The sequence below is a fragment of the Kordia antarctica genome (assembly GCF_009901525.1).
Taxonomy (GTDB): Bacteria; Bacteroidota; Bacteroidia; order Flavobacteriales; family Flavobacteriaceae; genus Kordia; species Kordia antarctica.
The window spans coordinates 3,353,315-3,377,458 of the sequence record NZ_CP019288.1 but is presented as its reverse complement, the minus strand read 5'-3'; the positions used below and the strand labels follow the sequence as shown (position 1 = coordinate 3,377,458).

At 33.3% G+C, this 24,144-nt stretch carries 20 protein-coding genes; 13 read left to right on the top strand and 7 right to left on the bottom strand.

Annotated elements, in window-relative coordinates; translation table 11 throughout:
• Window positions 1-849, top strand: coding sequence for a DUF4249 domain-containing protein (locus IMCC3317_RS14020; RefSeq protein WP_160130124.1), 849 nt, complete (start codon window positions 1-3; stop codon window positions 847-849).
• 132 nt (window positions 850-981) lie between these two features.
• On the opposite strand, the gene IMCC3317_RS14015 is transcribed toward IMCC3317_RS14020, so the two are convergent.
• A complete protein-coding gene (locus IMCC3317_RS14015; protein ID WP_160130123.1) occupies window positions 982-1,785 on the bottom strand; it encodes a hypothetical protein in 804 nt (267 codons plus the stop codon).
• Window positions 1,786-2,396: 611 nt separating this feature from the next.
• Here IMCC3317_RS14015 and IMCC3317_RS14010 point away from each other — a divergent pair.
• The 5 genes from IMCC3317_RS14010 (at window position 2,397) to IMCC3317_RS13990 (ending at window position 8,246) form a co-directional block, all read left to right on the top strand.
• Window positions 2,397-2,909 (top strand): RNA polymerase sigma factor, encoded by a 513-nt coding sequence (locus IMCC3317_RS14010; RefSeq protein WP_160130122.1) that lies wholly within the window; start codon window positions 2,397-2,399, stop codon window positions 2,907-2,909.
• A 53-nt stretch (window positions 2,910-2,962) separates the two neighbouring features.
• The gene (locus IMCC3317_RS14005) at window positions 2,963-3,880 is read left to right on the top strand and encodes a FecR family protein (protein WP_160130121.1); all 918 of its coding nucleotides are present in this window, start codon (window positions 2,963-2,965) and stop codon (window positions 3,878-3,880) included.
• A gap of 57 nt (window positions 3,881-3,937) precedes the next feature.
• Complete coding sequence (locus IMCC3317_RS14000; RefSeq protein ID WP_160130120.1) at window positions 3,938-6,538, top strand: carboxypeptidase-like regulatory domain-containing protein; 2,601 nt, start codon at window positions 3,938-3,940, stop codon at window positions 6,536-6,538.
• 96 nt (window positions 6,539-6,634) lie between these two features.
• Window positions 6,635-7,237 carry a DUF6088 family protein gene (locus tag IMCC3317_RS13995; RefSeq protein ID WP_160130119.1) on the top strand — a complete coding sequence of 201 codons (603 nt, stop codon included), beginning with the start codon at window positions 6,635-6,637 and terminating at the stop codon, window positions 7,235-7,237.
• A 1-nt stretch (window position 7,238) separates the two neighbouring features.
• Complete coding sequence (locus IMCC3317_RS13990; protein WP_160130118.1) at window positions 7,239-8,246, top strand: nucleotidyl transferase AbiEii/AbiGii toxin family protein; 1,008 nt, start codon at window positions 7,239-7,241, stop codon at window positions 8,244-8,246.
• 11 nt (window positions 8,247-8,257) lie between these two features.
• Here IMCC3317_RS13990 and IMCC3317_RS13985 read toward each other — a convergent pair whose 3' ends face one another.
• Window positions 8,258-9,418: a DNA polymerase III subunit gene (locus IMCC3317_RS13985; RefSeq protein WP_160130117.1), complete on the bottom strand. Its 1,161-nt coding sequence runs from the start codon at window positions 9,416-9,418 to the stop codon at window positions 8,258-8,260.
• Between the two features lie 243 nt (window positions 9,419-9,661).
• Here IMCC3317_RS13985 and IMCC3317_RS13980 point away from each other — a divergent pair, with 243 nt between their 5' ends.
• The 4 genes from IMCC3317_RS13980 to IMCC3317_RS13965 all read left to right on the top strand — a co-directional run bounded on the left by IMCC3317_RS13980 (window position 9,662) and on the right by IMCC3317_RS13965 (window position 16,059).
• Entirely contained in the window at window positions 9,662-10,849 is a 1,188-nt protein-coding gene (locus IMCC3317_RS13980; protein ID WP_160130116.1) for a phosphoglycerate kinase, read from the top strand.
• A 165-nt stretch (window positions 10,850-11,014) separates the two neighbouring features.
• Complete coding sequence (locus IMCC3317_RS13975) at window positions 11,015-12,658, top strand: LysM peptidoglycan-binding domain-containing protein (protein WP_160130115.1); 1,644 nt, start codon at window positions 11,015-11,017, stop codon at window positions 12,656-12,658.
• A gap of 24 nt (window positions 12,659-12,682) precedes the next feature.
• Entirely contained in the window at window positions 12,683-13,660 is a 978-nt protein-coding gene (locus IMCC3317_RS13970) for a DUF4837 family protein (RefSeq protein WP_160130114.1), read from the top strand.
• Between the two features lie 272 nt (window positions 13,661-13,932).
• Window positions 13,933-16,059: a Tex family protein gene (locus IMCC3317_RS13965; RefSeq protein ID WP_160130113.1), complete on the top strand. Its 2,127-nt coding sequence runs from the start codon at window positions 13,933-13,935 to the stop codon at window positions 16,057-16,059.
• Window positions 16,060-16,432: 373 nt separating this feature from the next.
• On the opposite strand, the gene IMCC3317_RS13960 is transcribed toward IMCC3317_RS13965, so the two are convergent.
• From IMCC3317_RS13960 to tatA, 5 genes are all read right to left on the bottom strand, one after another.
• Complete coding sequence (locus tag IMCC3317_RS13960; RefSeq protein WP_160130112.1) at window positions 16,433-17,071, bottom strand: hypothetical protein; 639 nt, start codon at window positions 17,069-17,071, stop codon at window positions 16,433-16,435.
• A 33-nt stretch (window positions 17,072-17,104) separates the two neighbouring features.
• Window positions 17,105-17,959: an alpha/beta fold hydrolase gene (locus tag IMCC3317_RS13955; protein ID WP_160130111.1), complete on the bottom strand. Its 855-nt coding sequence runs from the start codon at window positions 17,957-17,959 to the stop codon at window positions 17,105-17,107.
• A 65-nt stretch (window positions 17,960-18,024) separates the two neighbouring features.
• Window positions 18,025-18,597: a Crp/Fnr family transcriptional regulator gene (locus IMCC3317_RS13950; RefSeq protein ID WP_160130110.1), complete on the bottom strand. Its 573-nt coding sequence runs from the start codon at window positions 18,595-18,597 to the stop codon at window positions 18,025-18,027.
• A 13-nt stretch (window positions 18,598-18,610) separates the two neighbouring features.
• Entirely contained in the window at window positions 18,611-19,393 is a 783-nt protein-coding gene (locus IMCC3317_RS13945) for a hypothetical protein (RefSeq protein ID WP_160130109.1), read from the bottom strand.
• A 319-nt stretch (window positions 19,394-19,712) separates the two neighbouring features.
• On the bottom strand, window positions 19,713-19,901 hold the full coding sequence (tatA, locus tag IMCC3317_RS13940) for a twin-arginine translocase TatA/TatE family subunit (protein ID WP_160130108.1): 189 nt from the start codon (window positions 19,899-19,901) through the stop codon (window positions 19,713-19,715).
• 127 nt (window positions 19,902-20,028) lie between these two features.
• On the opposite strand from tatA, the gene IMCC3317_RS13935 reads away from it, so the two are divergent.
• The 3 genes from IMCC3317_RS13935 to IMCC3317_RS13925 are packed head-to-tail and all read left to right on the top strand — an operon-like array spanning window position 20,029 to window position 24,139.
• Window positions 20,029-20,901 carry a M23 family metallopeptidase gene (locus IMCC3317_RS13935; protein WP_160130107.1) on the top strand — a complete coding sequence of 291 codons (873 nt, stop codon included), beginning with the start codon at window positions 20,029-20,031 and terminating at the stop codon, window positions 20,899-20,901.
• Between the two features lies 1 nt (window position 20,902).
• Complete coding sequence (locus tag IMCC3317_RS13930) at window positions 20,903-22,402, top strand: GH3 auxin-responsive promoter family protein (RefSeq protein WP_160130106.1); 1,500 nt, start codon at window positions 20,903-20,905, stop codon at window positions 22,400-22,402.
• A 42-nt stretch (window positions 22,403-22,444) separates the two neighbouring features.
• Window positions 22,445-24,139 carry a DUF6909 family protein gene (locus IMCC3317_RS13925; RefSeq protein ID WP_160130105.1) on the top strand — a complete coding sequence of 565 codons (1,695 nt, stop codon included), beginning with the start codon at window positions 22,445-22,447 and terminating at the stop codon, window positions 24,137-24,139.
• Window positions 24,140-24,144 lie beyond the last annotated feature (5 nt).

Here is a 24,144-nt window from a genome sequence, read left to right as displayed (position 1 = left end):
ATGAAAAAATATATAAAACTCTCCGTAATTTTAGCCGTTTTCATCACGTTTATTTCGTGTGATGACAAAATAGATGTCGATGTTCCTGAAGCTGAGCCACGTTTAGTAATTGAAGCTTCTTTAGATTGGGAAAAAGGAACTTCTGGAAACAATCAAACCATAAAAATAAGTACATCAACGCCGTATTTTCAAACAACATTAAATACAAGTGTCATTGGTGCTTCTGTAAAAGTGACGAACAACAATTCCAATGCAGTTTTTAACTTTACAGATCAAAACGATGGAACATATACAATCAATAACTTTATTCCTGTGTTGAATGATTCTTATACATTAGAAGTAATTCACAACGGAGAAACGTATACGGCAACAGAAAACTTACTACCAGTTTCGCCAATTAATGCAGTAACACAATCTTTGGAAGGCGGATTTGACGATGAAGTATTAGATGTTTCTATATTTTTTGATGATCCTGTAAATGAAGACAACTATTACATGTTCCGAATCAAAGAAGAAAGTGATTTATTTGCGTCATTAGAAGCACAATCGGACGAATTTACAAACGGAAATGAGCAAGAAGAATTTTTCGAAAAAGGAAGAGACGATGAAAACGAACTAGAAGAATTTAATCCTGGCGATATAGTGAATATAAAACTATACGGAATCTCGCAACGGTATTACAATTACATTTCTTTACTATCGGAACAATATGATTCTGCTGGAAATCCATTTGCATCAATTCCAGCCGAAATCAAAGGAAACTGTGTCAACGTAACTGACGAATCAAACTATGCGTTTGGGTATTTCAGAGTCACAGAATTTGATCAGGTTGATTATACGTTTCAGTGATTTCGATACAAAATTATTTCAGAATTTCACTCAATCTGATGTAATTTATTTATAAAATCACCAATTCAGAATTTAATAAATATGGTTAATTTCAAGTCTAAATAATCGATCTGGAATTAACCATATATGTTTTTAGTAGCCGTTAATTTTTATAAAACGTGAACCATTAAATGATAAATTAATCACATTAAGTTCTTCTTCTATAAATAGTATTCCATTCAACAACTCAATTAGTTTTTCATTATCTTTTTCAGAGTCTGAATATTTCCCTTGACCTTTTACAGCGTATATGAGATTATTGGCTCCATTATAATCTTCATTACCTATTAATTCTTGCGTATCTTGGTTAAAATCAAATACAACATTACAAAGATTAATATAGGGTCGGTTTATAAAAAATGGATTATCAACGATTAAATCATCATCTTTAATTTCTAAGCAATACACAATATTTTGCAGACAAGCGCCACTTCCTCGCTCTTGCCCAATCAATAAAAATAATTGTTTTGAAGGATGATTTAGTTGATGAATTTCATAAAAACTACAATTAATATCCTTTGAAAAATTATATGAAAACAGCTTGTTTTGATTGTTTTTCCACTGCACAACAGGATGCGTTATAAAACCTCTAGTTCCTCCACAATCATAGCCAAAATTATATATTTTCAATGAATTATTTTCGAGTGAAGTAATTGCAAGTTCCAAACCTAAAGAATCAACTTCTGATGCTGTGAGTTCTTTTTTAGAAAGTAAATCGGTTAAATTTTTAGCAGTATTCTGACTTAAACTTTCTATATCAATATTTGGCGTTTCAAAATACCTATAACCTCCGATAAATTGTATCTCAGTTTTTAATTTCTCAATAGTATCGTTGTTATTCTTATTACAATTTGTAAAGAATACTATTGTAAATAGTAAAAGCAGAAATCGTATCAATGTAGTTTATTTAATTATTGCCAACATATTTGGTATTATATGTTTTATACTACCAATTTAGCAAATACAAACTGAATAAAAGTATAGAAATTTAAAAAATAAGGCACAAAAAAACCTCGGTAAAGTCAGACATTACCGAGGGAAGAAAAACTAGTAAATAGGTTTGAGATGTATTTTCTTTTTCCCGAATTCTTTGAAACAACTACCGAAACAGTTGCCTTTCTTTTTCATAGCATTCTTTTCCCAACCTATAATTTTATGTACAGTTAAAAAAAGGGCAACAAAGACTTTAGCCTCGGTCTCAATAGCTTTGCTGCCACTTATTTTCAACTAATAAAAAACCGACTCAATTGAACTTATTATTTTTATATGTGTATTCCGAAATATTCAACTTTCCTAACAAATAATAACTTTCGTTAAGTTTGATAATAAAACAGGATACTTGGAAAATACCCTACCATTATTTTGAAAAAAAACAAAAAATCTGAAATTAAAGTGTTAAAAAGATCAAGAATTGTCTATTATTTCCCTTTTTTCATGAAGTATAACAAGGATTTCATTAAAAATAAAATTACGTAGTTTTGGAAATTCAAATAAACAATTAAAAATTAATGTCTCCAGAAGATAAATCTGTTTGTGAAACCAAACACTATGAAAGCATATTTAATGCGCATTCCGAAACACTTCGGAATTTTGTGTATTACAAATGTGGTAGTGAACAGCAAGCGGAAGATATTGTTCAAGATGCATTTATAAAACTCTGGAAAAATTGTGCAAAAGTGATTTTTACGAAAGCCAAATCGTATTTATATACAGTTGCCAACAATATGTTTCTAAATGAAGTAGCACATCAAAAAGTGGTTTTAAAATACAAACAACAAACGCCGAGCAGAGTTTCCAACGAAACGCCCGAATTTGTATTGCGCCATAAAGAATTTCAAGAAAAGCTACAACGAACCATTGCAAAACTGCCCGACGGACAACGCGAAGTCTTTTTACTCAACAGAATTGACAAAAAAACCTATGCTGAAATTGCAGAAATCATTGGACTTTCTGTAAAAGCAGTGGAAAAAAGAATGCACAAAGCATTAATTCTGTTGCGAAAAGAAATAGGAAATATTTAAAAAAAAGTAGGGTATTTTAGTTGAAAACTGTTTAATAATCGAATCAAAGGAGAATGATGGAAGAAAAATATGATGATACGTTTTTAGCAAGATGGCTAGCCGACGATCTCAATGCAGAAGAAAAACTACGTTTTGAAAATTCTGCGGAGTATCACGACTATCTGCAAATCATTGAAAGTGCCGATCAATTAGAAGCGCCTTCATTTGATAAGCAAGCTACGTTGAAATCTATTCAACAAAAACAGCAAGTTACTGCGTCAAAAACAAGAAAATTGAATACTTCGTGGATATACGCTGCCGCTGCCGTTGTACTTTTATTTGTTGGATTCTCATACATGTATTTTACGTCTGGCGAAACAGTTGAAACTGGCTTTGGAAATCAACAAACGGTTCTATTGCCAGATGGTTCAGAAGCAATATTAAATGCAAAATCTTCACTAACATTCACTAAAAATTCTTGGGATACTAATAGAACTGTTTCTTTAAAAGGAGAAGCATATTTCAAAGTAAAAAAAGGCGAAAAATTTACCGTAACTACAACTTCTGGAACGGTTGAAGTACTTGGAACACAATTTAATGTGCTTTCCGCAGATGGAATATTTGAAGTAAAATGTCACGCAGGAAAAGTACAAGTTGCATCTAAAACACAAAAAACGGCACTATTAACACAAGGAAATGCATTTTCTCTTATTGAAGGAAAAACTGCTTCTTGGAACTTTGATGTAAACAATTTAACTTGGAGAGAAGGCGAAAGCAATTTTAGAGAAATGCCTATAAAACATGTAATTACAGCTTTGGAAGATCAATATCAAGTGCAATTTATCACTGAAAATATAAACATTTCGGAACGCTTTACAGGAACTTTTTCACACAAAAATTTAAAACTTGCCTTAAGAACAGTTTTTGTTCCTATGGAAATTTCATATACTTTTAAGGACGGAAAAACAATCATCCTTAAGAAAGCGAAATAATCGGACTTTTTTTACGACGAAAAAGGATTCGTACACTAGAATTTTACCGTTACGTATATGAGAAGTGTTATAAGTGTTGTCTTACTGTTCATCACAAATACATTGTTTGCCCAAAATGATGTGTCACTCTCGTTTGAAAAAGAACCACTACAAAATGTCTTAACAGCGGTAGAAAAAGCATACAACATAAAATTTTCGTACCGAGCAGAATTAGCCAACGACAAAATAATTACGTTAAAACTCAAAGACGCAACTTTAAACACTGTTTTTCAGCGTTTACAAGAACAAGCTTCTATTGTGTTTGAAAAAGTAAATGAACGCTATTACATCATTCGAAACCAGTCACAAGAAGGAAAAATACAAATTTGTGGCGTTTTGGTTGATGCTCAAAATCAACAACCAATCATAGAAGCTTCTGTTGTGAACAAAACGCAATTTAAAGGAACAGTTACAAATACTAACGGATCATTTGAACTTTTCTTGGCATTTCCTTCTGATACCATTGAAATTCGCTTTTTAGGTTACAAAACAAGGCGTTTTGTAGCCAAAGAATTACAAGTAAAACCATGTATAACAATTGCAATGATTGCCGATCAATATGATTTAGAAACTGTATTAATCAGCAACTATTTAACTTCCGGAATCGACAAACAAACAGATGGCGCATTATCGCTTTCGCCATCAAAATTGGGCATTCTTCCAGGACTTACAGAACCTGACGTTTTGCAAAGTATACAACTCTTGCCAGGTATTCAAAGTCCAAACGAAACTGCTTCAGGATTATTCATTCGTGGTGGAACGCCTGACCAAAATTTAATTTTGTGGGACGGAATCAAAATGTATCATTCAGGTCATTTTTTCGGACTTATTTCAGCATTCAATCCATATGTAATAGAAGAAGTTTCCATCTACAAAAGTGGAACAGCAACACGTTATGGCGATCGTATTTCGGGAGTAATCGACATTCAAACGGATACAAAAGTTCCTGAAAAATTATCAGGCGGATTTGGTTTTAATATGACACATGCCGATGCGTATTTAAAAATCCCTGTTGGGAAAAAATTCGGCGTCATGGTTTCGGCACGTCGTGCATTTACAGACGTATGGGAAACATTTACCTATAACAATTTTTCAGAACGTGTTTTTCAAAATACCAAGATTACAAAAAGCGAAGAAATTATAGAAAACGTATTTTCAGAAACGGAAAACAGGTTCTATTTTACAGATTATACCATAAAACTAATTGGGAAACTTTCTGATAAAGACAACATCATGATTAGTAATTTGCGCACCAAAAACGAACTCGATTTCAGATCTAAAATAGCGCTATTTGAAGAAACATCTCGTGATCAACTTAGCATTCGAAACTCAGGTTTTAGTGGTTTTTGGAAACGTACATGGAATGCTAATTTTTCGCATACGCTAAGTGCTTATTATTCACGATTTGACTTTGATTATTTGGGAACATTCAGAGGAAATATTGTATCAATTACTGAACAAGATCAAAAACGAAATAAAATAAAAGACATCGGATTTTCTTATGATACATCCTTAAAAATAGATGAAAAACGTAGTTTAGAATCAGGGTATCAATTCTCATCTAACGATGTTTCATTTGGCTTTTCAGGTTTTCAAGGAACAGAAGATGGCGTAACTACTTATGCGGCTTCTGAGGAAAGTATCAACAATTCGCACGCACTATATTCATCTTATAAGTACAACGACCAAAATGAAGTCATCATTAATGCAGGTGTGCGTGTCAATTATTTCAGTACCGCAAAAAGTATGTTTTTTGAACCAAGATTATACGTTGAAAAAAAGTTAAATTCGCTTTTTAGCGTAAATTTCTCTGCGGAATTAAAACACCAAGCGGTAAGTCAGATATTGGAATTTAATACCTCAAATTTTGGATTGGAAAATCAAGTTTGGGCAATTGCGAATGGCGATGAATTTCCTGTATTGAAAAGCAGGCAAATTTCCACAGGAGTTGTATTTAACAAAAAAGGTTGGCGTGTTGATGTAGACGGTTATTACAAAAACATTAGTGGATTGACTTCCTTTAATAGGAGTTTTGGAAATACGAGTGTTTTAGAAACCTTTTCGGAAGGAAAAAGTCAAATATATGGCGTTGATATTCTCATTGAAAAAACGATCAATGATTACCAAACGTGGATGAGTTATTCGTACACAGACAATAAATTTGAATTCTCCAAAATCAACAACGGACTTACTTTTCCGGGGAATTATGACATTCGCCATTATTTCCGTTGGGCGCATTCGTATACGCTGAATAATTTTAAATTTTCTTTAGGTTGGAATTACCGTACAGGAACGCCATATACGCCTGTAACATCGGAAACGCAAACCAACGGAGACTTATTCGTGTTTATCGGAGAAACGAATAGTACGCGCATTCCTGATTATCATCGCTTGGATTTTTCGGGAACGTACACATTCAATTTTGACAAAAAGCACAATTGGAAAGGAAAAATAGGTTTTTCATTACTCAATATCTACGATCGTAAAAATCTACTAGAGCGTTATTATGAAATAAGAGCTTTCTTAAATCAAGATAATGATATTCAATTTCGTTTGCAAACCGTTGATAAATTTTCGTTAGGCTTAACGCCGAATTTGGTTTTTCGGGTTGATTTTTGATTTTCTTATACTATCTAAAAGATCACTTCTTCAATAAATAAAATATTATTATGTCACAATTATTCATTATATTTGTGACATATTTATTCTAAAAAAATGTCTGAATCAGTTATAAATAGTATAAAAAAAGCAATATCAAATTATAAGCGTGGAAAAATATTTTTCCCATCAAGTTTTTCAGAATTTGGATCATCTACTGCTGTAAGACAAGCTTTAAATAGATTAGAAGATAAAGGAAGACTAGTAAGGCTCGCTAAAGGAATTTATCTATATCCAAAAAACCATGAATTATTAGGGATTCTTCAACCTACTCTTGAACAAATAGCATTAGCAATTTCTAAAAGAGATAAAGCTAGAATTATTCCAACTGGAATTAATGCGCTTAATAAATTAGGATTGTCTACTCAAGTGCCTATGAATGTGGTTTATTTGACAGATGGAACTCCAAGAACAATTAAAATTAAGAATAGAACAATCAAATTTAAAATAGCTTCACCTAAATTACTTTCTGCAAAAAACGAAACGAATGTATTAATTATTCAGGCTCTTAGAGAACTTGGGAAAGAAAATATAGATGCTACAATCATTGAGAAGATTAAAAATATTTTAAAAAAAGTTGAGATTAAGGATGTAAAAAATGACATGAAACTTGCTCCTGTTTGGATCGCTGAAATAGTAGAAAGTATATTAAAAAAATAATATGGAAAACTGGTTTAATCTATCCGAAGAATATCGAAAAGAAATAATAAATCAAGTAAGTTCAAAAACAGGATTACTTCCAGTAGTAGTAGAAAAAGATTTGTGGGTAATGATAGCATTACAGGCTATATTTTCTACTGAAATAGCTAAACACATAGTGTTTAAAGGTGGAACTTCCTTAAGTAAAGCTTGGGGAATAATAGAGCGATTTTCTGAGGACATTGATTTAGCTATAAATAGATCTTTCTTTGATTTTAAAGGCGATTTGAATCGATCTCAAGTTAAAAACCTTAGAAAAGCATCTTGTAAATATGTAGACCAGAAATTCCCTAAACTTCTAAAAAAAGCTCTTTTGAAAAACGGAGTAAAAGAATTTGAGTTAAACGTGACAGAATTTGAAGAATCAGATACAGATCCGTTAGCCATAGAATTAAAATATAATTCTTTAGTAGAAAAACAAGAGTATCTTCAACCAAGAATACTTATTGAAATCAGTTCTAGATCATTAATAGAACCTTTTGAAAATAGAGAATTGTCTTCATTGATTAGAACAGTTTATCCTAAACATAAGTTTGTTGACAAACCAATAGTTGTACCTACAGTTATACCAACTAGAACTTTAATTGAAAAAATGTTCTTGTTACATGAAGAATTTCAAAAACCAAAGGAAAGGAAAATTCGAAGCGAACGAATGACAAGGCATTTGTATGATATTTCTAGACTTATGGACACCGAGTATTTAGAAGAAGCTATTAATAATGAAGAATTATACAATACAATCATAAATCACAGAAGTAAATTAACTAGAATCTCGTGGGTAGATTATAATACACACAATCATAAAACTTTAAATTTTATTCCGCCAAAAGAAATTATAGGGGAATATGAAAAAGACTATTCAGCTATGAAAGAAAGTATGTTTTATGGAGAAACTGAATCTTTCGAAGAGCTTATAAAGAAGTTGCAAAAGTTAAATGATAGAATTAATAGTATTAAAGAAGAAGAATAAAAACGGACTTTCTACAATTTTTGATCCTTCCGATGCAACAATCGCGTCAACTTAATAGACAAATCGGTCAATACAATCTTCGAATTTCCGTTACGCTCAATATGAAAAATTGCATCTTGAAGTTCTTTAGAAATATCCAAAATATTATTTCCATGTACAAAAGGAGCAAACTTCTCTAAAAAGAAACCTTTCGTATGTGGTTCAAAAAATACTAATTCAGTTGCAGTATAATTTTGTAATAAAGCTTGTCTAAAAAGATTCAGGCAAAAGCCTAAAAACTTCTTCTGTGTTTCACGACCAGTTTTGGCAACTTCTTCGCTCCAAGCAATCAAATCGCGAATTGCAGTTTTATTTCCTTTCGCTTTAAAAGCAGAACGAACCCAAGCCACAAACCAAGTTTCAAACATTAAATCTTCTGAATCTTGATGCACTAAATCGACAGCTTTATTATAATTTCCATTCGCTTGATGTGCAATTTTAGTCGCTTCTGCTTCGGAAACATTTAGTGTTGAAATCAAAGATTCCTTAATAGCTTGTTCGCCCAAAGGAGGAAAATGTACAATTTGGCAACGCGAACGAATCGTATTAATTAGCTGTTCCTCATCTTCAGCAATCAACAAAAACAATGTCTTATTTGGTGGCTCTTCAAGCAATTTTAATAACTTATTTGCGGCGGCAGTATTCATGCGTTCCGCCATCCAAATAATCATCACTTTATAACCGCCTTCATACGATTTCAGCGCAAGCGATTTTACAATATCCAACGCTTCATCAACACCAATTAGACCTTGTTTATTATCAATTCCAAGCAATTTGTACCAATCGAACAAATTTCCGTACGGTTGCTCTTTTACAAACTGGCGCCATTCTTCCAAAAAATGTTTGGAAACTGGATGACTTTTCACTTTATGATTTCCGGCAACGGGAAACGCAAAATGCAAGTCGGGATGCGATAAATTATTAAATTTCAAATTACACGCTTCGTTTTCGCCTACATTTTCACTGTTAACATTAGTACACAACACATATTGCGCATACGCAACTGCCATTGGAAGTGTTCCGCAACCTTCTGGTCCTACAAAAAGTTGCGCATGCGGAATTCGTCCGCCATCGGCACTTAACGTAAGGTGTTTTTTAATATGTGTTAATCCTAAAATATCTTGGAAAAGCATGTCACAAATATAGTTGTAACTGTTGAATTTTTCATCATAACATACACTACTTTCCACTACGGATAAAATAATAGGATGAAGACACCAAATTATTCTATCAAGGATTTTTTAGTTTCTAAAGAGATTACGCAAACGTTTGATTAAAAAAAACTTCAAAAAAGTGATTCTCGAAAATATAAAACAACTTATCTTGCTTGCTGATTTAATAGATAAAGCACAACAATAACTAAAATAATAACACAAGTGAACACGCTCAACGATTTCAATTTCAAAGATAAAAAAGCATTAATTCGTGTAGATTTTAATGTACCACTAAACGCTGAATTTCAAGTTTCAGATGATACTCGAATTCGTGCAGCAAAACCATCGATTATCAAAATATTAGAAGATGGCGGAAGTTGCGTGTTAATGTCACATTTGGGAAGACCAAAAGGATTTCAAGAAGAATATTCGTTACGTCACATTGTAGAAACGGTTTCTAAAATTATTGGCGTACACGTTAAATTTGCAGGAAACTGTGTTGGTGAAGAAGCTGAAAAAGCAGTTGCAGGTTTAAAAAATGGCGAAGTATTATTATTGGAGAATTTACGTTTTCACGAAGAAGAAAAACAAGGAAATGAAGAATTTGCAGCCAAACTTGCCAAACTTGGCGATATCTATGTAAATGATGCTTTTGGAACAGCACACAGAGCGCACGCATCTACGGCAGTAATTGCACAAAACTTTACAGGAAAAAAATGTTTCGGTCTCTTACTTGCGAAAGAAATAGAAAGTATCAAACAAGTAATGGAAACAGGCAAAAAGCCAGTCACAGCAATTCTTGGAGGTGCAAAAGTATCTTCAAAAATTACAATTATAGATAACATTTTAGAAAAAATAGATCACCTAATAATTGGTGGCGGAATGACATTTACATTCATAAAAGCACAAGGCGGAAACATTGGAAACTCTTTGGTAGAAGATGATAAACTAGCGTTGGCAAATGATATTTTGGAATTAGCAGTTGCTAAAAAAGTACAAATCCATTTACCAGTTGATGTTATAGCTGCGGATGCATTTGACAACGATGCCAACACACAAATTGTAGGCGTAAGTAAAATTCCAGATGGTTTCATGGGATTAGATGTTGGTCCGGAAACGCAAGAATACTTTGCGGATGTAATTTCAAAATCAAAAACGATTCTTTGGAATGGACCTTTAGGTGTTTTTGAAATGCCAAACTTTGCCAAAGGAACAATTGCTTTGGGCGACGCTATTGCGGAAGCAACAAAAAACGGAGCCTTCTCACTAGTTGGCGGTGGCGATTCGGTTGCGGCAGTAAAACAATTTGGTTTTGAAGAAAAAGTAAGTTACGTAAGTACAGGCGGCGGTGCAATGTTAGAAAGTTTAGAAGGAAAAACATTGCCAGGAATTGCTGCGATTTTGTCGTAAAAAATCAACAGAAATAACATATTAAAAAAGTCTAATTCCCGTAGTTAGACTTTTTTTAATACACGCTAATTTCAAAATTCGAATAAAAAACACGAATTTAGCAGGAATTGTGTTTTAATCAGTGACATTCTTAAAACGCAAAAACGATCAAATCATAGTAGATATATGAAAAACCTCTTTAGTATACTTCTCTTATTTGCAGCTTTTATTGGAAACGCACAAGAAGACGAAAAAAAGCCAAAAATAGAAAAGCCAACGTTCAAAATCATAAAAGACACGATCATTTTAGATGGCGTAAAAACCGTGATGATTGATACGATTTACTTCGCTACCAAAAATGAAATCAAACGCACTACTAACACTATTCTTCCAGAAATTGATAGTACACTAATATTGTTGGATGGCAAGCGCGATCTGACGAAAGTCAATGAAAAATACGACTTGCAGGATCATAAATTAGCAGCTTCTATTGATAGTCTTTGGTTGCGAGAATTAAATGGCGACGATTTATTTGATACGATTCACAACGAAATTACCGAACTTAAATATGATCCTGTTGTCTTTCAAGATTTGCCAACCGATACGCTAAAAGCACGTTTGGAACGACTCAACAAGAGAACACCATTCAACATTGAGTACAATCCGTCATTAGAAAGTGTTATTAGACGATTCTTAAAAAGGCGCAAAAAATCAATGGAAAAATTGATGAAAATAAGTCAATATTACTTTCCAATGTTTGAGCAAGAATTGGACAATTACAACATTCCGTTAGAAGTAAAATACTTAGCCATTGTAGAATCTGCATTAAATCCACGAGCACGTTCGCGCGTTGGTGCAACCGGACTTTGGCAATTTATGTATCAAACAGGAAAACAATACAATTTGAATGTAAGTTCGTATGTAGACGAACGTAGCGATCCTGTAAAATCAACGAAAGCTGCATGTGAATATTTAGCACGGTTATACAAAATATTTGGCGATTGGGATTTAGCGTTAGCAGCATACAATTCAGGACCAGGAAACGTTTCCAAAGCCATTAGACGTTCTGGCGGATATGTAAATTATTGGAACATTCGTCCAAACTTACCGCGCGAAACCGCAGGATATTTACCTGCTTTTTTGGCAACAATGTATATTTTTGAATATGCGGAAGAACACGGTTTTCAAGTAGAAAAAGTAGAAATTCCACACTTTGCAACGGATACTATTCGCGTAAAAGAATTATTGACATTCGATCATATTTCGGAAGTATTAAACGTAAAAGTAGAAGACCTTCAATTCTTCAATCCGTCGTACAAATTAGATATCATTCCACATGTAGAAGGACGAAATTATACCTTACGATTGCCTGTGCAAGAAGTTGGTAGATTTGTAAACAATGAAGATGCGATTTATAACTTAGTTCGTGAAGAATTAGCCAAAAGAGAAAAGCCATTACCGCAACTCTTTGAAACGAAAAAACGTACGCGTTATCGTGTAAAAAGCGGTGATTTTCTGGGTAAAATTGCTCGAAAATTTGGTGTTCGTGTCAGCGATTTAAAACGTTGGAATGGATTGCGTTCCAATAAATTAAAAATTGGACAACGCTTAACCATTTATCCTAAAAAACCAGGATTTACAGCCAAGAAAGCAACCAAAAATAAAAAAAGTACAGGAAATGCAAAAACCTACGTTGTCAAGTCTGGCGACTCTTTATGGAGCATTGCACAAAAATTCCCAGGTGTTTCCGTGACGAATATTAAAAAATGGAATGATATTAGCGGTACTAAACTAAAACCGGGAACAACTTTAAAAGTTTCCAAAAAATAAAATAACAATCAAAATACTAGCTTCGTGAAAAAATTATACATACTTTTATTGGCTTTAGTAGTACTTTCTTCTTGTGAAAACGGAGAAAATGCTGATCAATATCTACCAGAATCTTTCGGAAAAGTAAATTTACTAACCGTTGTCATTGATTTGGAACAATGGAAAGGAAAAGTTGGTGACAGCATTCGAAGTATCTACGGCGCGCCAACAGATGGTTTGCCAATGGAAGAACCATTATTCTCGCTAAAACAAATAAACCCTGATGTATTCGACGGATTATTGTTGAAATGTAGAAGTATTTTAATTGTAAAATCATCAGACAAAAAACAATTTAAAATTCGCGAGAATCTATACGCAAAGCCGCAAAAAATAGTATTTATTGGTGGAAATGAAGATGAAATTATTTCACAACTAACAGAAAATGCACGAGAATCTATTTTAACGTTGAAACTGAATGAATTACGCACCAAGCAAAATTTCATTAGTGAATCGTTAAATAACGATAAAGAATTGGAAGAAACCTTGGGAATTACGCTAAACATTCCGTCTATATATAAAACGGTAAAAGTGGAAGATAATTTCGTTTGGTACGAGCGAGAAGTTTCTAACGGAACCATGAATATCATTGCATATACATTGCCGTTTGGAAGCATTCCGAAAAACGATTCAACCATTGACGCCATTATCAAAATGCGTGATTCTATTGGTAAATTATACGTACCAGGAAGAGATCCAAGAACCATGCATATGATTACAGAAAAAGCATATGCGCCGTATTTATACGATGCAATTATTGACAACAAACCTGCGCTTGAAACCAAAGGAATGTGGGAAATGAAAGGCTTTCATATGGCAGGTCCATTTATCAACTACATTGTAGAAGACAAGCAACACAATCGTTTAGTGGTTATAGAAGGTTTCACTTTTGCGCCATCGGAAGACAAACGAGATTTTATGTTTGAAATTGAAGCGATTTTAAAAACGTTGGACATTAAAGAATAAAACGATTATTATAAAAACACCAAAGCACTTGAGTAGAAACTTAGGTGCTTTTTTTATGTCTTTTTTTTCGCTTTCGCTGGAATGAACTTGGAAATATCAAATGATTTAAAAAACTATTCTCGAACAGCAATTCTTTAAGTATTGAATCTTTTAATCCTTCAATGGAAAAAAGACTAAATTGCAACACTAAAAATTAGCATCTTTTTAATTGTTGAATCTTTCAATATTTCAATCATTGAATTTTTCAATTTTTTAATGCAAAAAACACCTTCATGACCGAACTTCAATACATTCAATCACAACTTTCAATCCCTGAAAAAAGCATTCTTAAAACGATTCAATTGTTGAATGAAGATTGTACAATTCCTTTTATTTCGCGCTATCGAAAAGAAATGACAGGAAACTTGGATGAAGTTCAAATTGGTGACATTGTAAAACTAAAAAATGCTTATTCAGAATTGGAAAAAAGGCGAGAAGCCATCTTAAAATCCATTACGGAACAAGATGCACTAACGCCACAATTGCAGGAAAAAATCGCGCAAGCGAAAACACTAACCATTTTAGAAGATTTATACTTACCATACAAGAAAAAGCGGAAGACAAAAGCGTCAATTGCCAAAGAAAACGGATTGGAATCATTGGCGAAAATCATCATGAAACAACAACATGAAGATGTGGATTACGCCGCGCAACGTTTTGTAAAAGGCGAAGTCACTTCCGTTGAAAAAGCATTGGAAGGCGCACGACATATCATTGCAGAATGGATTAACGAAAACGAATACGTCAGAAATAGAATACGACGTCTTTACCAACGAAAAGCAACGATTACAACCAAAGTTGTCAAAGTCAAAAAAGACGATGAAACAGCACAGAAATACAAACAATATTTTGATTGGAGCGAATCGCTTCAAAGAACACCTTCACACAGATTATTAGCAATGCTACGTGCAGAAAATGAAGGTTTCATAAAACTTAAAGTTGAAGTTGACAAAGAAGAAGCATTACACACTATTAACGGATTGGTGATTAAAACGCACGTAAAATCAAGCACAGATCAAGTTTCTATGGCAATTGAAGATGCGTACAAACGTTTATTAGCACCAGCAATTGTTAACGAAGTTATGAACGACGCAAAATCAAAAGCAGACGAAATCGCAATTTCAGTCTTTGCAGAAAATTTAAAGCAATTATTACTCGGTGCGCCTTTAGGACAAAAACGTGTATTGGCACTTGATCCAGGTTTTAAATCGGGTTGTAAAGTGGTTTGCTTGGATGAAAAAGGCGATTTACTTCATAACGAAAATATATATCCGCATCCTCCACAGCGAGAAATTACACAAGCTTCCAAAAAAATAAAATCGTTGGTAAACGCATACAAAATTGAAGCAATTGCCATTGGAAACGGAACAGCTTCGCGCGAAACCGAATTCTTCATTAAAAAGATTCCATTTGATCGCGATTTGCAAGTTTTCATCGTCAATGAAGCTGGCGCATCAATATATTCTGCGTCAAAAATTGCGCGTGCTGAGTTTCCAAATTATGACGTTACCGTTCGTGGTGCAGTTTCTATTGGAAGACGTTTAAAAGATCCGTTAGCGGAACTCGTAAAAATTGATCCAAAAGCAATTGGCGTTGGACAATATCAACACGATGTAGATCAAACAAAACTCAAAGAAGAACTCGACACAGTTGTCATGAGTTGCGTAAATGCCGTTGGCGTTAACGTAAATACAGCAAGTAGCGCATTGCTGAGTTATGTTTCTGGTATTGGATCAACTTTGGCAGAAAATGTCGTACAATTCAGAACTGAAAACGGAAAGATTGATTCGCGTTCAAGCTTAAAAAAAATACCACGATTAGGTCCAAAAGCGTTTGAACAAGCCGCCGCTTTTTTACGAATTAGAGATGCAAAACATCCGTTAGACAATTCTACGGTGCATCCTGAAAGTTATCATATTGTAGAAAAAATGGCGAAAGATGCGAAGATTTCTGTCAATGAATTGATTGGAAATAAAGAAGTTTTAAGCAAGATAAAACTTGATACTTATTGCACAGAAACCATCGGATTGCCAACGCTAAATGATATTATAAAGGAATTGGAAAAACCTGGCGTTGATCCGCGGAAAGCGGCAAAACTCTTTGAATTTGACAAAAATGTAAAAAAGATGTCTGACGTAAAAGTTGGCATGTCATTGCCAGGAATTGTAAATAATATTACCAATTTTGGCTGTTTTGTGGATATCGGAATAAAGGAAAGCGGCTTGGTTCACATTTCAAAACTTGCCAGTGAATTTATCAGCGATGTAAATTCTGTTGTAAAACTACACCAACACGTAACAGTTACCGTTGTTGAGGTTGACGAAGCTCGCAAACGAATTCAATTGTCGATGATTGAGTGAAAATTCAAGGGTTAATGTTCTATGTTTAAGGTTGAAAAATTATACTGATTTATGAAGTAAATAATTGATCAAAAACCTCCTTTTTTGCTTCTAATTTTCATTTTCTTTGCTCGCACAAAGAAAACAGAAACAAAAGAAAGTGCACTTTTTCCAGAGGTATTTTTAGTTTTTCTATCGAAAACTAAAACCGCAGTTATTTTTCTGAATTTTGTTTCCCCAAGCTCTGTTTTGTGCAAGTGAGATCATTCAGTATTCTATATAACTTGAAAATTTTAAACAAAAAAATAGCTACTATACTGTGGAAAAAGAACGAGTTTCATAAGAAAATTTGTTGTTTTTATAAAGAACCGATGTTAGCATTTCTGCGAATTTATCAACCTTTTATCTTTTCAACAATTTCTTCATACATATTCATCATATAATATCCGCCAGAACACACAAAATAGATTTTATTTTTTTCCAAAAAGAACACACTTGGTTCTTTAGAAACATATGTCCATAAACTTCCGCTTTTTTTAGCTTTTATAAATGTTTCAAAAGCTTTTTTTGCACTTTGTTGACTTTTAAAAATATATTCTTCAATCGTAACTCTTGGAAAGATATTTCCGTTAGGTTGCATCGATTTTGTGCCTTTTAAAAACGACTTCCGAATATTATGAATTTCACTTCTTATAGAAGCAAGATCGATTTCTCTAGACAAACTGTCTTTATGTTTTAAAATACGTTGTAAACGACCTAAAAGAAGCGTTTCTTCAGATTGTACAATTTCTAAACTTTTCAGTAGATAGTTATGTTCTAGCTGAGCTAATCGGTTTACTTTTTCTGCTAATTTTGAAGTAAGATTTATATTTTTTATAGTTTCACTTTCGTGAGAAACTACTTTTTTAGGAACAATTGTATCTGTTACATTTTCTTTTTTAGGAAGCTTCTCAGGAACAGTTTTTGTATTCTGATTACAAGAAACAAAAGTAAATACGATTGTAATTAGAAAGAAAGTAGTGAACGTTTTCATCTTGTCAATTTAAGAAATAACACCAAAAAAAGCTTACTTATTCACAGGAAATTTATGTTTTAAAAAATTAAATACCAATTCAAAATGCTGTAAAGGTTTTGCATGCGAACCAACAATAGCAATATGTTCCGTGTAATATGGAAAGTCGTGCTGTTTCAATCTGTTGATAATTTTGTTACACATTGGCGTAGTTGGCGCAATTTCGTCTTCGGTTGCTGAAATTAATAAAATAGGCGCTTTTATGTTTTCAACCTTAATCAACGCTTTTTGTTCTGCAACTGTATCTTGTAACATTGCTGTGAAAGTTCCGCGTAAATCACGTTTCATCAAAAACGGTACGGAAGCTTCATTTACAGGAATAAAAGGCAATTCAGCGTTGTTGTACGTCCAAGATGAAGTTGTAAAATGATTGGTGTTTCCAGGAAAAACCGCATGACTTGGCACTAAACTCACCACGCAATCAATGTCGTCATAATAACTCGCTAGTAGCAACGCTAAATCTCCGCCACGAGAACCGCCAACAATGGCAATTCGCTCAGAATCTACATTTTTATGTTGTGTTGCTTTTAGAATTGCATTATGCACATCTTCAAGCGCAATTTTTTCTAAAAGTTTAGGAGTTTCTGTTGCGTTAAAATAGCCAATTGCTAAAAAAGAATAGCCTTTTTCAAGAAATTGATCCCTGGTTTTTTTCCAATAATCACTAGTCCAAGCATTTCCACCTTCCGAACCGCCAAGTCCGACAATCAAAGGTTGTTTTTCGCTTTTTCCAAGATATAAAACGGCTTCTGTATTTTTTGTTTGAAGCGTTACTTGCGCATGAAATGCTGTTGTAGAAATTAAGAATATTAGTAGAAATACGCGTTGTATATTTTTTGATGAAATCATAGTTGTTTACTTTTATACAAAGTAACTTCATTACAATTTCAAAACTTTTGACTTATATCAAATAATCATTTTTCTGCACGAATTCTGCTTAATGTTTCTTGCGTAATTCCAATATAAGAAGCAATCATTCCTAATGGAATTCGATGGTAAATATCATGATATGTTTTACGAAAGTGTGCATATTTTTCTTTCGCAGAAGCAAAACGCATCGATGTAATTCGTTCCATAAAATGTCCAAAAACAGTTCCCATAGAAAGTCGTGCATAGCGTTCCATTTCTGGAAAATTATCAAACAAATAACCCAAATCATTTACATGTAACGAAAAAACTTCTGTAGTTTCAATCGCGTCAATATAATAGATATCTGTTTTGCGTTGCATGAAGCTTTTTGGCGAGTTTATCCATTCATTTTTACTAGAAAAATATTCGCTAATTTCTTTTCCGTCTTTTAAAAAATACGTGCGGAGCATTCCTTTTCGAATAAAGTAACTTTTGGTAGAAATTTGATTCGCATCTAAAATAAGTTCGCCTTTTTTAAACGTAACGAGCTGTAACCGATCTTGCAATTCCGCTTTCAATGTATCAGAAAGTTTGATAAACTGCTCAAAATGTTCAAATATGTTTTCGGTGGTTTCCATTATAAATGTTTCATCATTTTTTCTTTCTAAAAAGAAGGATTATGTCAGTTATAAAATACGCAGAAACAATCACCATTCCTACGATTGCAAGTTTATATTGTCCTTCTGGAAAAAAGTGAAATACACTACCATAAAGTGTTGCTAAACCTAAAGGATATGTAAATATTCGAATAAAAATACTGAATAATGATCGTTCCTTGAGTGTGTTTTCTTCGTTTATTTCAATATCTAATAATTCATAAATAGCTTGTCGCTGAATTCTTTTTTCACTTTCGTAAATAACCGTACAAAACAAAACATATATGATGAGAGAGATGATTTTTATCATGCTGAAAAGCCAAAAATTATCATGCTGATAAGAAGCTACATCTTTAGGAATAAAAATAAATAGAAGTAAAAAAAAGATCCCGTAAGAGAGCACTTTTCCAAAAAAATTGAGTTCAGCTTTAATATCAATTAAATGTTGTTGCGCATTAAATTTGAATATAAAAATGGCGTACAAACTTACGGTCCAACTATTACGTTGCCAAAGTTTTATTTCCTCTGAAGAACATTCGCCAATCACATTGAAATCACGTTTAAACATTCCCAACATGTGATTCAGAAATGTATCTTTCTGTTCAGTTTGTATAAGTTGCTTGACTTCTTTTTTAATGATTTCCAATGGTGTTAAATTTTTATTCCTTACCTGAGTTCGATCTAAAATTTCAGAGTGTTTTTTTGTCTTTTCCGCAGTATAGCATGGATTTTTCGTTAAGAATTTTCGAATCCTTGGAGAAAATTTAGAAAAATTCATGCGGTTTTAGTTTTTCCCTAAAAGAAAAACTAAAAATACCTCTGGAAAAGCGCACTTTCTTTTGTTTCTTTTCTTTGTGCGAGCAAAGAAAACGAAAATAATGATATGAAAATGAGATACTTATTACTTATTGCGAAAATGTGTTCAAAATTTTATTTGAGTAAACTTATGTCGAACTCACGTTCATTGTAAGATATGTACATTATTTTCACATTCCGTTACTTGAGAATAAGATTTTTTAGTAGTTAAAGATAGTTTCTAAAACAAAAAAATCCACACTATAACAGCGTGGATTTATACTTTTATATAAAAATAGAAATTACTCTTTATCTACTTTCTTTGGTGTTTCGTCTTCTTTTGTGGCATCCTTAAATTCTTTAATTCCGCTACCTAAGCCACGCATTAATTCAGGAATCTTTCTTCCTCCAAATAAAAGTAATACTACAACAACGATCAGGATAATTGAATATCCGCCAGGAATTGCTAAAAACATATTTAAAGTCATCATAATGATTAAATTTAAGTTACAAAGGTAAAAATAAATACACACCTAAGTGTAAAGAAGCATAAAAAAAACACTTTCTACAATTTATTACTAACATTTTTCTTTTAAGTTTGTAGTGTACAATAGACTTATGGCAAAAGATAAACAGAAAAAACAACGATTAAAAAAGAGACTTTTGCACAAGTATCGGTTGGTAATTCTCAATGAAGATACTTTTGAAGAGCGTATTTCCTTTAAACTGACACGTTTAAATGTTTTCGTGTTGGTCACGTTTTCCGCAATTCTACTCATTGTATTAACAACGTTTTTAATTGCCTTTACCTCATTGCGAGAATATATTCCAGGCTATTCATCAACGGCTTTGAAGCAAAAAGCGATTGATCTTAATGAAAAAATAGATTCGTTACAACAAGTCACCGTAAGAGATTCTATGTATTTGGCGTCTATTCGTAATGTCCTTACGGGAGAAATAAAAAGCGCAAGCATCAATAAAGATTCCTTATACCGATCGGTTGAGGTTGATCCTGACGAAGTTGATTTAACGCCAAGTAAACAAGATTCATTACTACGAGAAGAAGTTGCGCAAGAAGACAAATACAATCTGTTTGAAACTGCAACGTCCAAAGTCAACTTTGTGCTATTTCCGCCTGTAAAAGGACAAATTACACAAGAATTTAATCCGAAAGAAAAACACTTTGCCATTGATGTTGTAGTTCCAAAAGGCACGCCCGTAAAAGCAACTGCTGACGGAACCGTTATTTTTTCCGAATGGACAGCAGCTACAGGATATGTTATCATTATTGAACATGCAAACAATATGATTTCGGTATACAAACACAATGCATCTCTCACCAAACAACAAAGTGATTTGGTCACCGCAGGCGAAGTTATTGCTACGGTTGGAAATACAGGCGAGTTAACAACTGGTCCACATTTACACTTTGAACTTTGGAGCGAAGGTTATCCTGTAAATCCGGCAACATTTATTGATTTTAAACTATAATATGAAATCTCTAAAAGCACTTCTAGCTAAACCATTTGCGCATTACATTCGAAAAAAAGTGTACAAATGGGCAAGCAATCCGATTGTCACACAAGAAAAAGTATTTCAAAAACTCATTGAAAGTGCAAAGCATACGGAATTTGGAAAAGATCACGATTTTGAAAACATTCAATCGCATGCTGATTTTATAAAACGTGTTCCAATTCGTGATTACGAAGCATTAAAATCATATGTTGAAAAAGTAGTTGCGGGCGAATCAGATATTCTCTGGAAAGGAAAACCGCTCTACTTTGCTAAAACTTCTGGAACGACTTCTGGCTCAAAATATATTCCAATTACAAAAGAATCAATGCCAACTCATGTTGAAGCAGCTCGAAACGCAATTTTATTGTACGTTGCCGAAACTGGAAATACAGATTTTGTAGACGGAAAAATGATCTTTTTGCAAGGAAGTCCAGTCTTAAAAGAAGAAAATGGCGTAAAACTCGGACGACTTTCAGGAATTGTAGCGCATTATGTACCTGGTTATTTGCAAAAAAATAGAATGCCAAGTTGGGAAACCAATTGCATTGACGATTGGGAAACCAAAGTAGAAGCAATTGTTGATGAAACGTTGCCTGAAAAAATGGCGATTATTAGCGGAATTCCTTCGTGGGTTCAAATGTATTTTGAACGTATTCAAGAACGAACAGGCAAAAAAATAGGCGATGTTTTTCCAGATTTTAAATTGTTCATTTTTGGTGGCGTGAATTACGAACCGTATCGAAATAAGTTTGAAAACCTTATTGGAAGAAAAGTAGACAGCATTGAATTGTATCCAGCAAGTGAAGGATTTTTTGCGTTTCAAGATGAACAAGAAGATAAAGGAATGTTATTGCAATTGGATTCGGGAATTTTCTATGAATTCATCAAAGCAGACACGTTTTTTGATTCAACTCCAACACGAATTACACTAAAAGATGTAAAACTTGGCGTTAATTACGTACTAATAATTTCTTCAAACGCAGGACTTTGGGCGTATAATATTGGCGATACTGTTGAGTTTACTTCTTTAAAACCGTATAAAGTAATTGTTTCGGGACGCATCAAACATTTTATTTCGGCATTTGGCGAACACGTGATTGGTAAGGAAGTAGAACATGCATTAAACGAAGCACTGCAACAATCTGGCGCAAGCATTAATGAATTTACCGTTGCGCCAAAAATAGATCCTGAAATCGGTTTGCCATATCACGAATGGTTTATAGAATTTGAAAAAGAACCTGAAAATATGGATGCTTTTGAAAAAATAATAGACGCTTCTTTACAAACGCAAAATAGTTATTATTTTGACTTGATAAAAGGGAAAGTATTAAAGCCATTACAAGTTACCAAAATTCAAAAAGATGGATTTCAAAACTATATGAAATCGATTGGGAAATTGGGCGGACAAAACAAAATTCCGAGATTATCAAACGATAGAAAAATCGCGGAAACGCTAACGAATTACAAAAAAGCATAGAAATCTCAAATTAACTTGTATTTTTGTGCGGAAAAACCATTTATGAGTAACATTAAAAGACACGAAAGAACTAGAGCGCAAGAATCATCAGGAGCTATTGAACGTTTGTACATTACCATGAGGCATTTATTTAATCGTGGATTTTATAAACCGATGGGCGTTTCTGGAGAAACATTGCGACAATCGTTATTGGTGTTACGTCCCGAAATATATGGCTCTATCGCTGATGAAAAGGCAGAAATTAACGGATTACTTTATGTAATTGATCGTTTGCCAATTGGGATTGAAGAATGTCGTTTTATCAATTTAACATCTGATGAAGGCTATAAAAATTCACACTTTAAAGCCATTATTCCACCTAAAAGAAGAAGAAACTGTTACCGAATTGATGAGGAACAGATGAACATTGAAATTACGCGTGGACGTTCGGAAATCTATGATATTTTAACGCATTTGACGTTTTTATTTATAGAATCGCATAAAATTTGCAATCGTGTATTGTTTGGAGAAGAAGGTGAAACAACGCGCGATTGGGAAAAATTAGAAGCCGCAGTTACTAAAAAGAAAAAATTAACACTTGCCGAGCGAGAAGTTGCCATTACGCATACAGCGAATATATTAGGAAGAACATTTGAGGAAATCTTAGATGCACATAAAACGTTTTCTACTAAAGAACATCCAGAGCGCTTTTTAAACATTATTTACTGGTTAGGGAAACTTGCCATTAAAGAAGTTGCCAAAAGCGAAAAAAGAACCATTACGTTTAGTCCTGTGTTGCGAGAACGCTTAGGACACCATATTCATGGAGAAGTTTGGGCAAACAATATTAAAAAAGTATTAAAAGAAAATAATCTATTACACAGACCAATTCATATTATTAGTGCCAATATGCACAGTGTGATGAATTCTATATTTGCGCCAAAACTATTACGCAAACAACTCAATACAACGGACGAGTTTGATATCTTTGAAGAATTAAGTGCATCAGGAAACAATACACTTCGTGCTAAAGTAGAAAAAGAAGCGTTAAAAAGAGGAATGATTTACATTAAAGATGAATCAGGAACCAATATCAATGTGCAAATATTTGATACTTCTAAAATAGATTTTAGCAAAACATCGTACACATGTACTGCGAAAAATGATGATGAAAAACCTGTTTTATTTGTCATGGATTATGCTTTTGGAGAACAAGCATATGAAACTATTGATGAGTTTTTAAAACCTTATACTAGTGACGATGAAACTCAGAAAGAATACCTAAATATGGCTTCCATTTCCATTATGGGAAAAGCAGGTATTTTAGAAGGAGGAAAAGGCGATATCATGATTCCGTCAGCACACATATTTGAAGGAACAGCCGATAATTATCCTTTTGAAAATGAATTGAAAAAAGAAGATTTAGAAGGTCATGGATTAAAGGTTTTTGAAGGTTCCATGATTACCGTTTTAGGAACGTCATTGCAAAACAAAGACATCTTAAAATTCTTTCATGATTCTACTTGGAATGTCATTGGTTTAGAAATGGAAGGCGCACATTATCAAAAAGCAATTCAATCTGCTTCAAAAATAAGAAGAAGTATTTCAGAAGATGTAAAAGTGCGGTATGCATATTACGCTTCTGATAATCCATTAGAAACTGGAAGCACATTAGCTTCTGGCGGATTGGGAACAACAGGTGTAAAACCGACTTATTTAATAACACGAAAAATTTTAGAACAACTATTTAACAACTAAAGAAT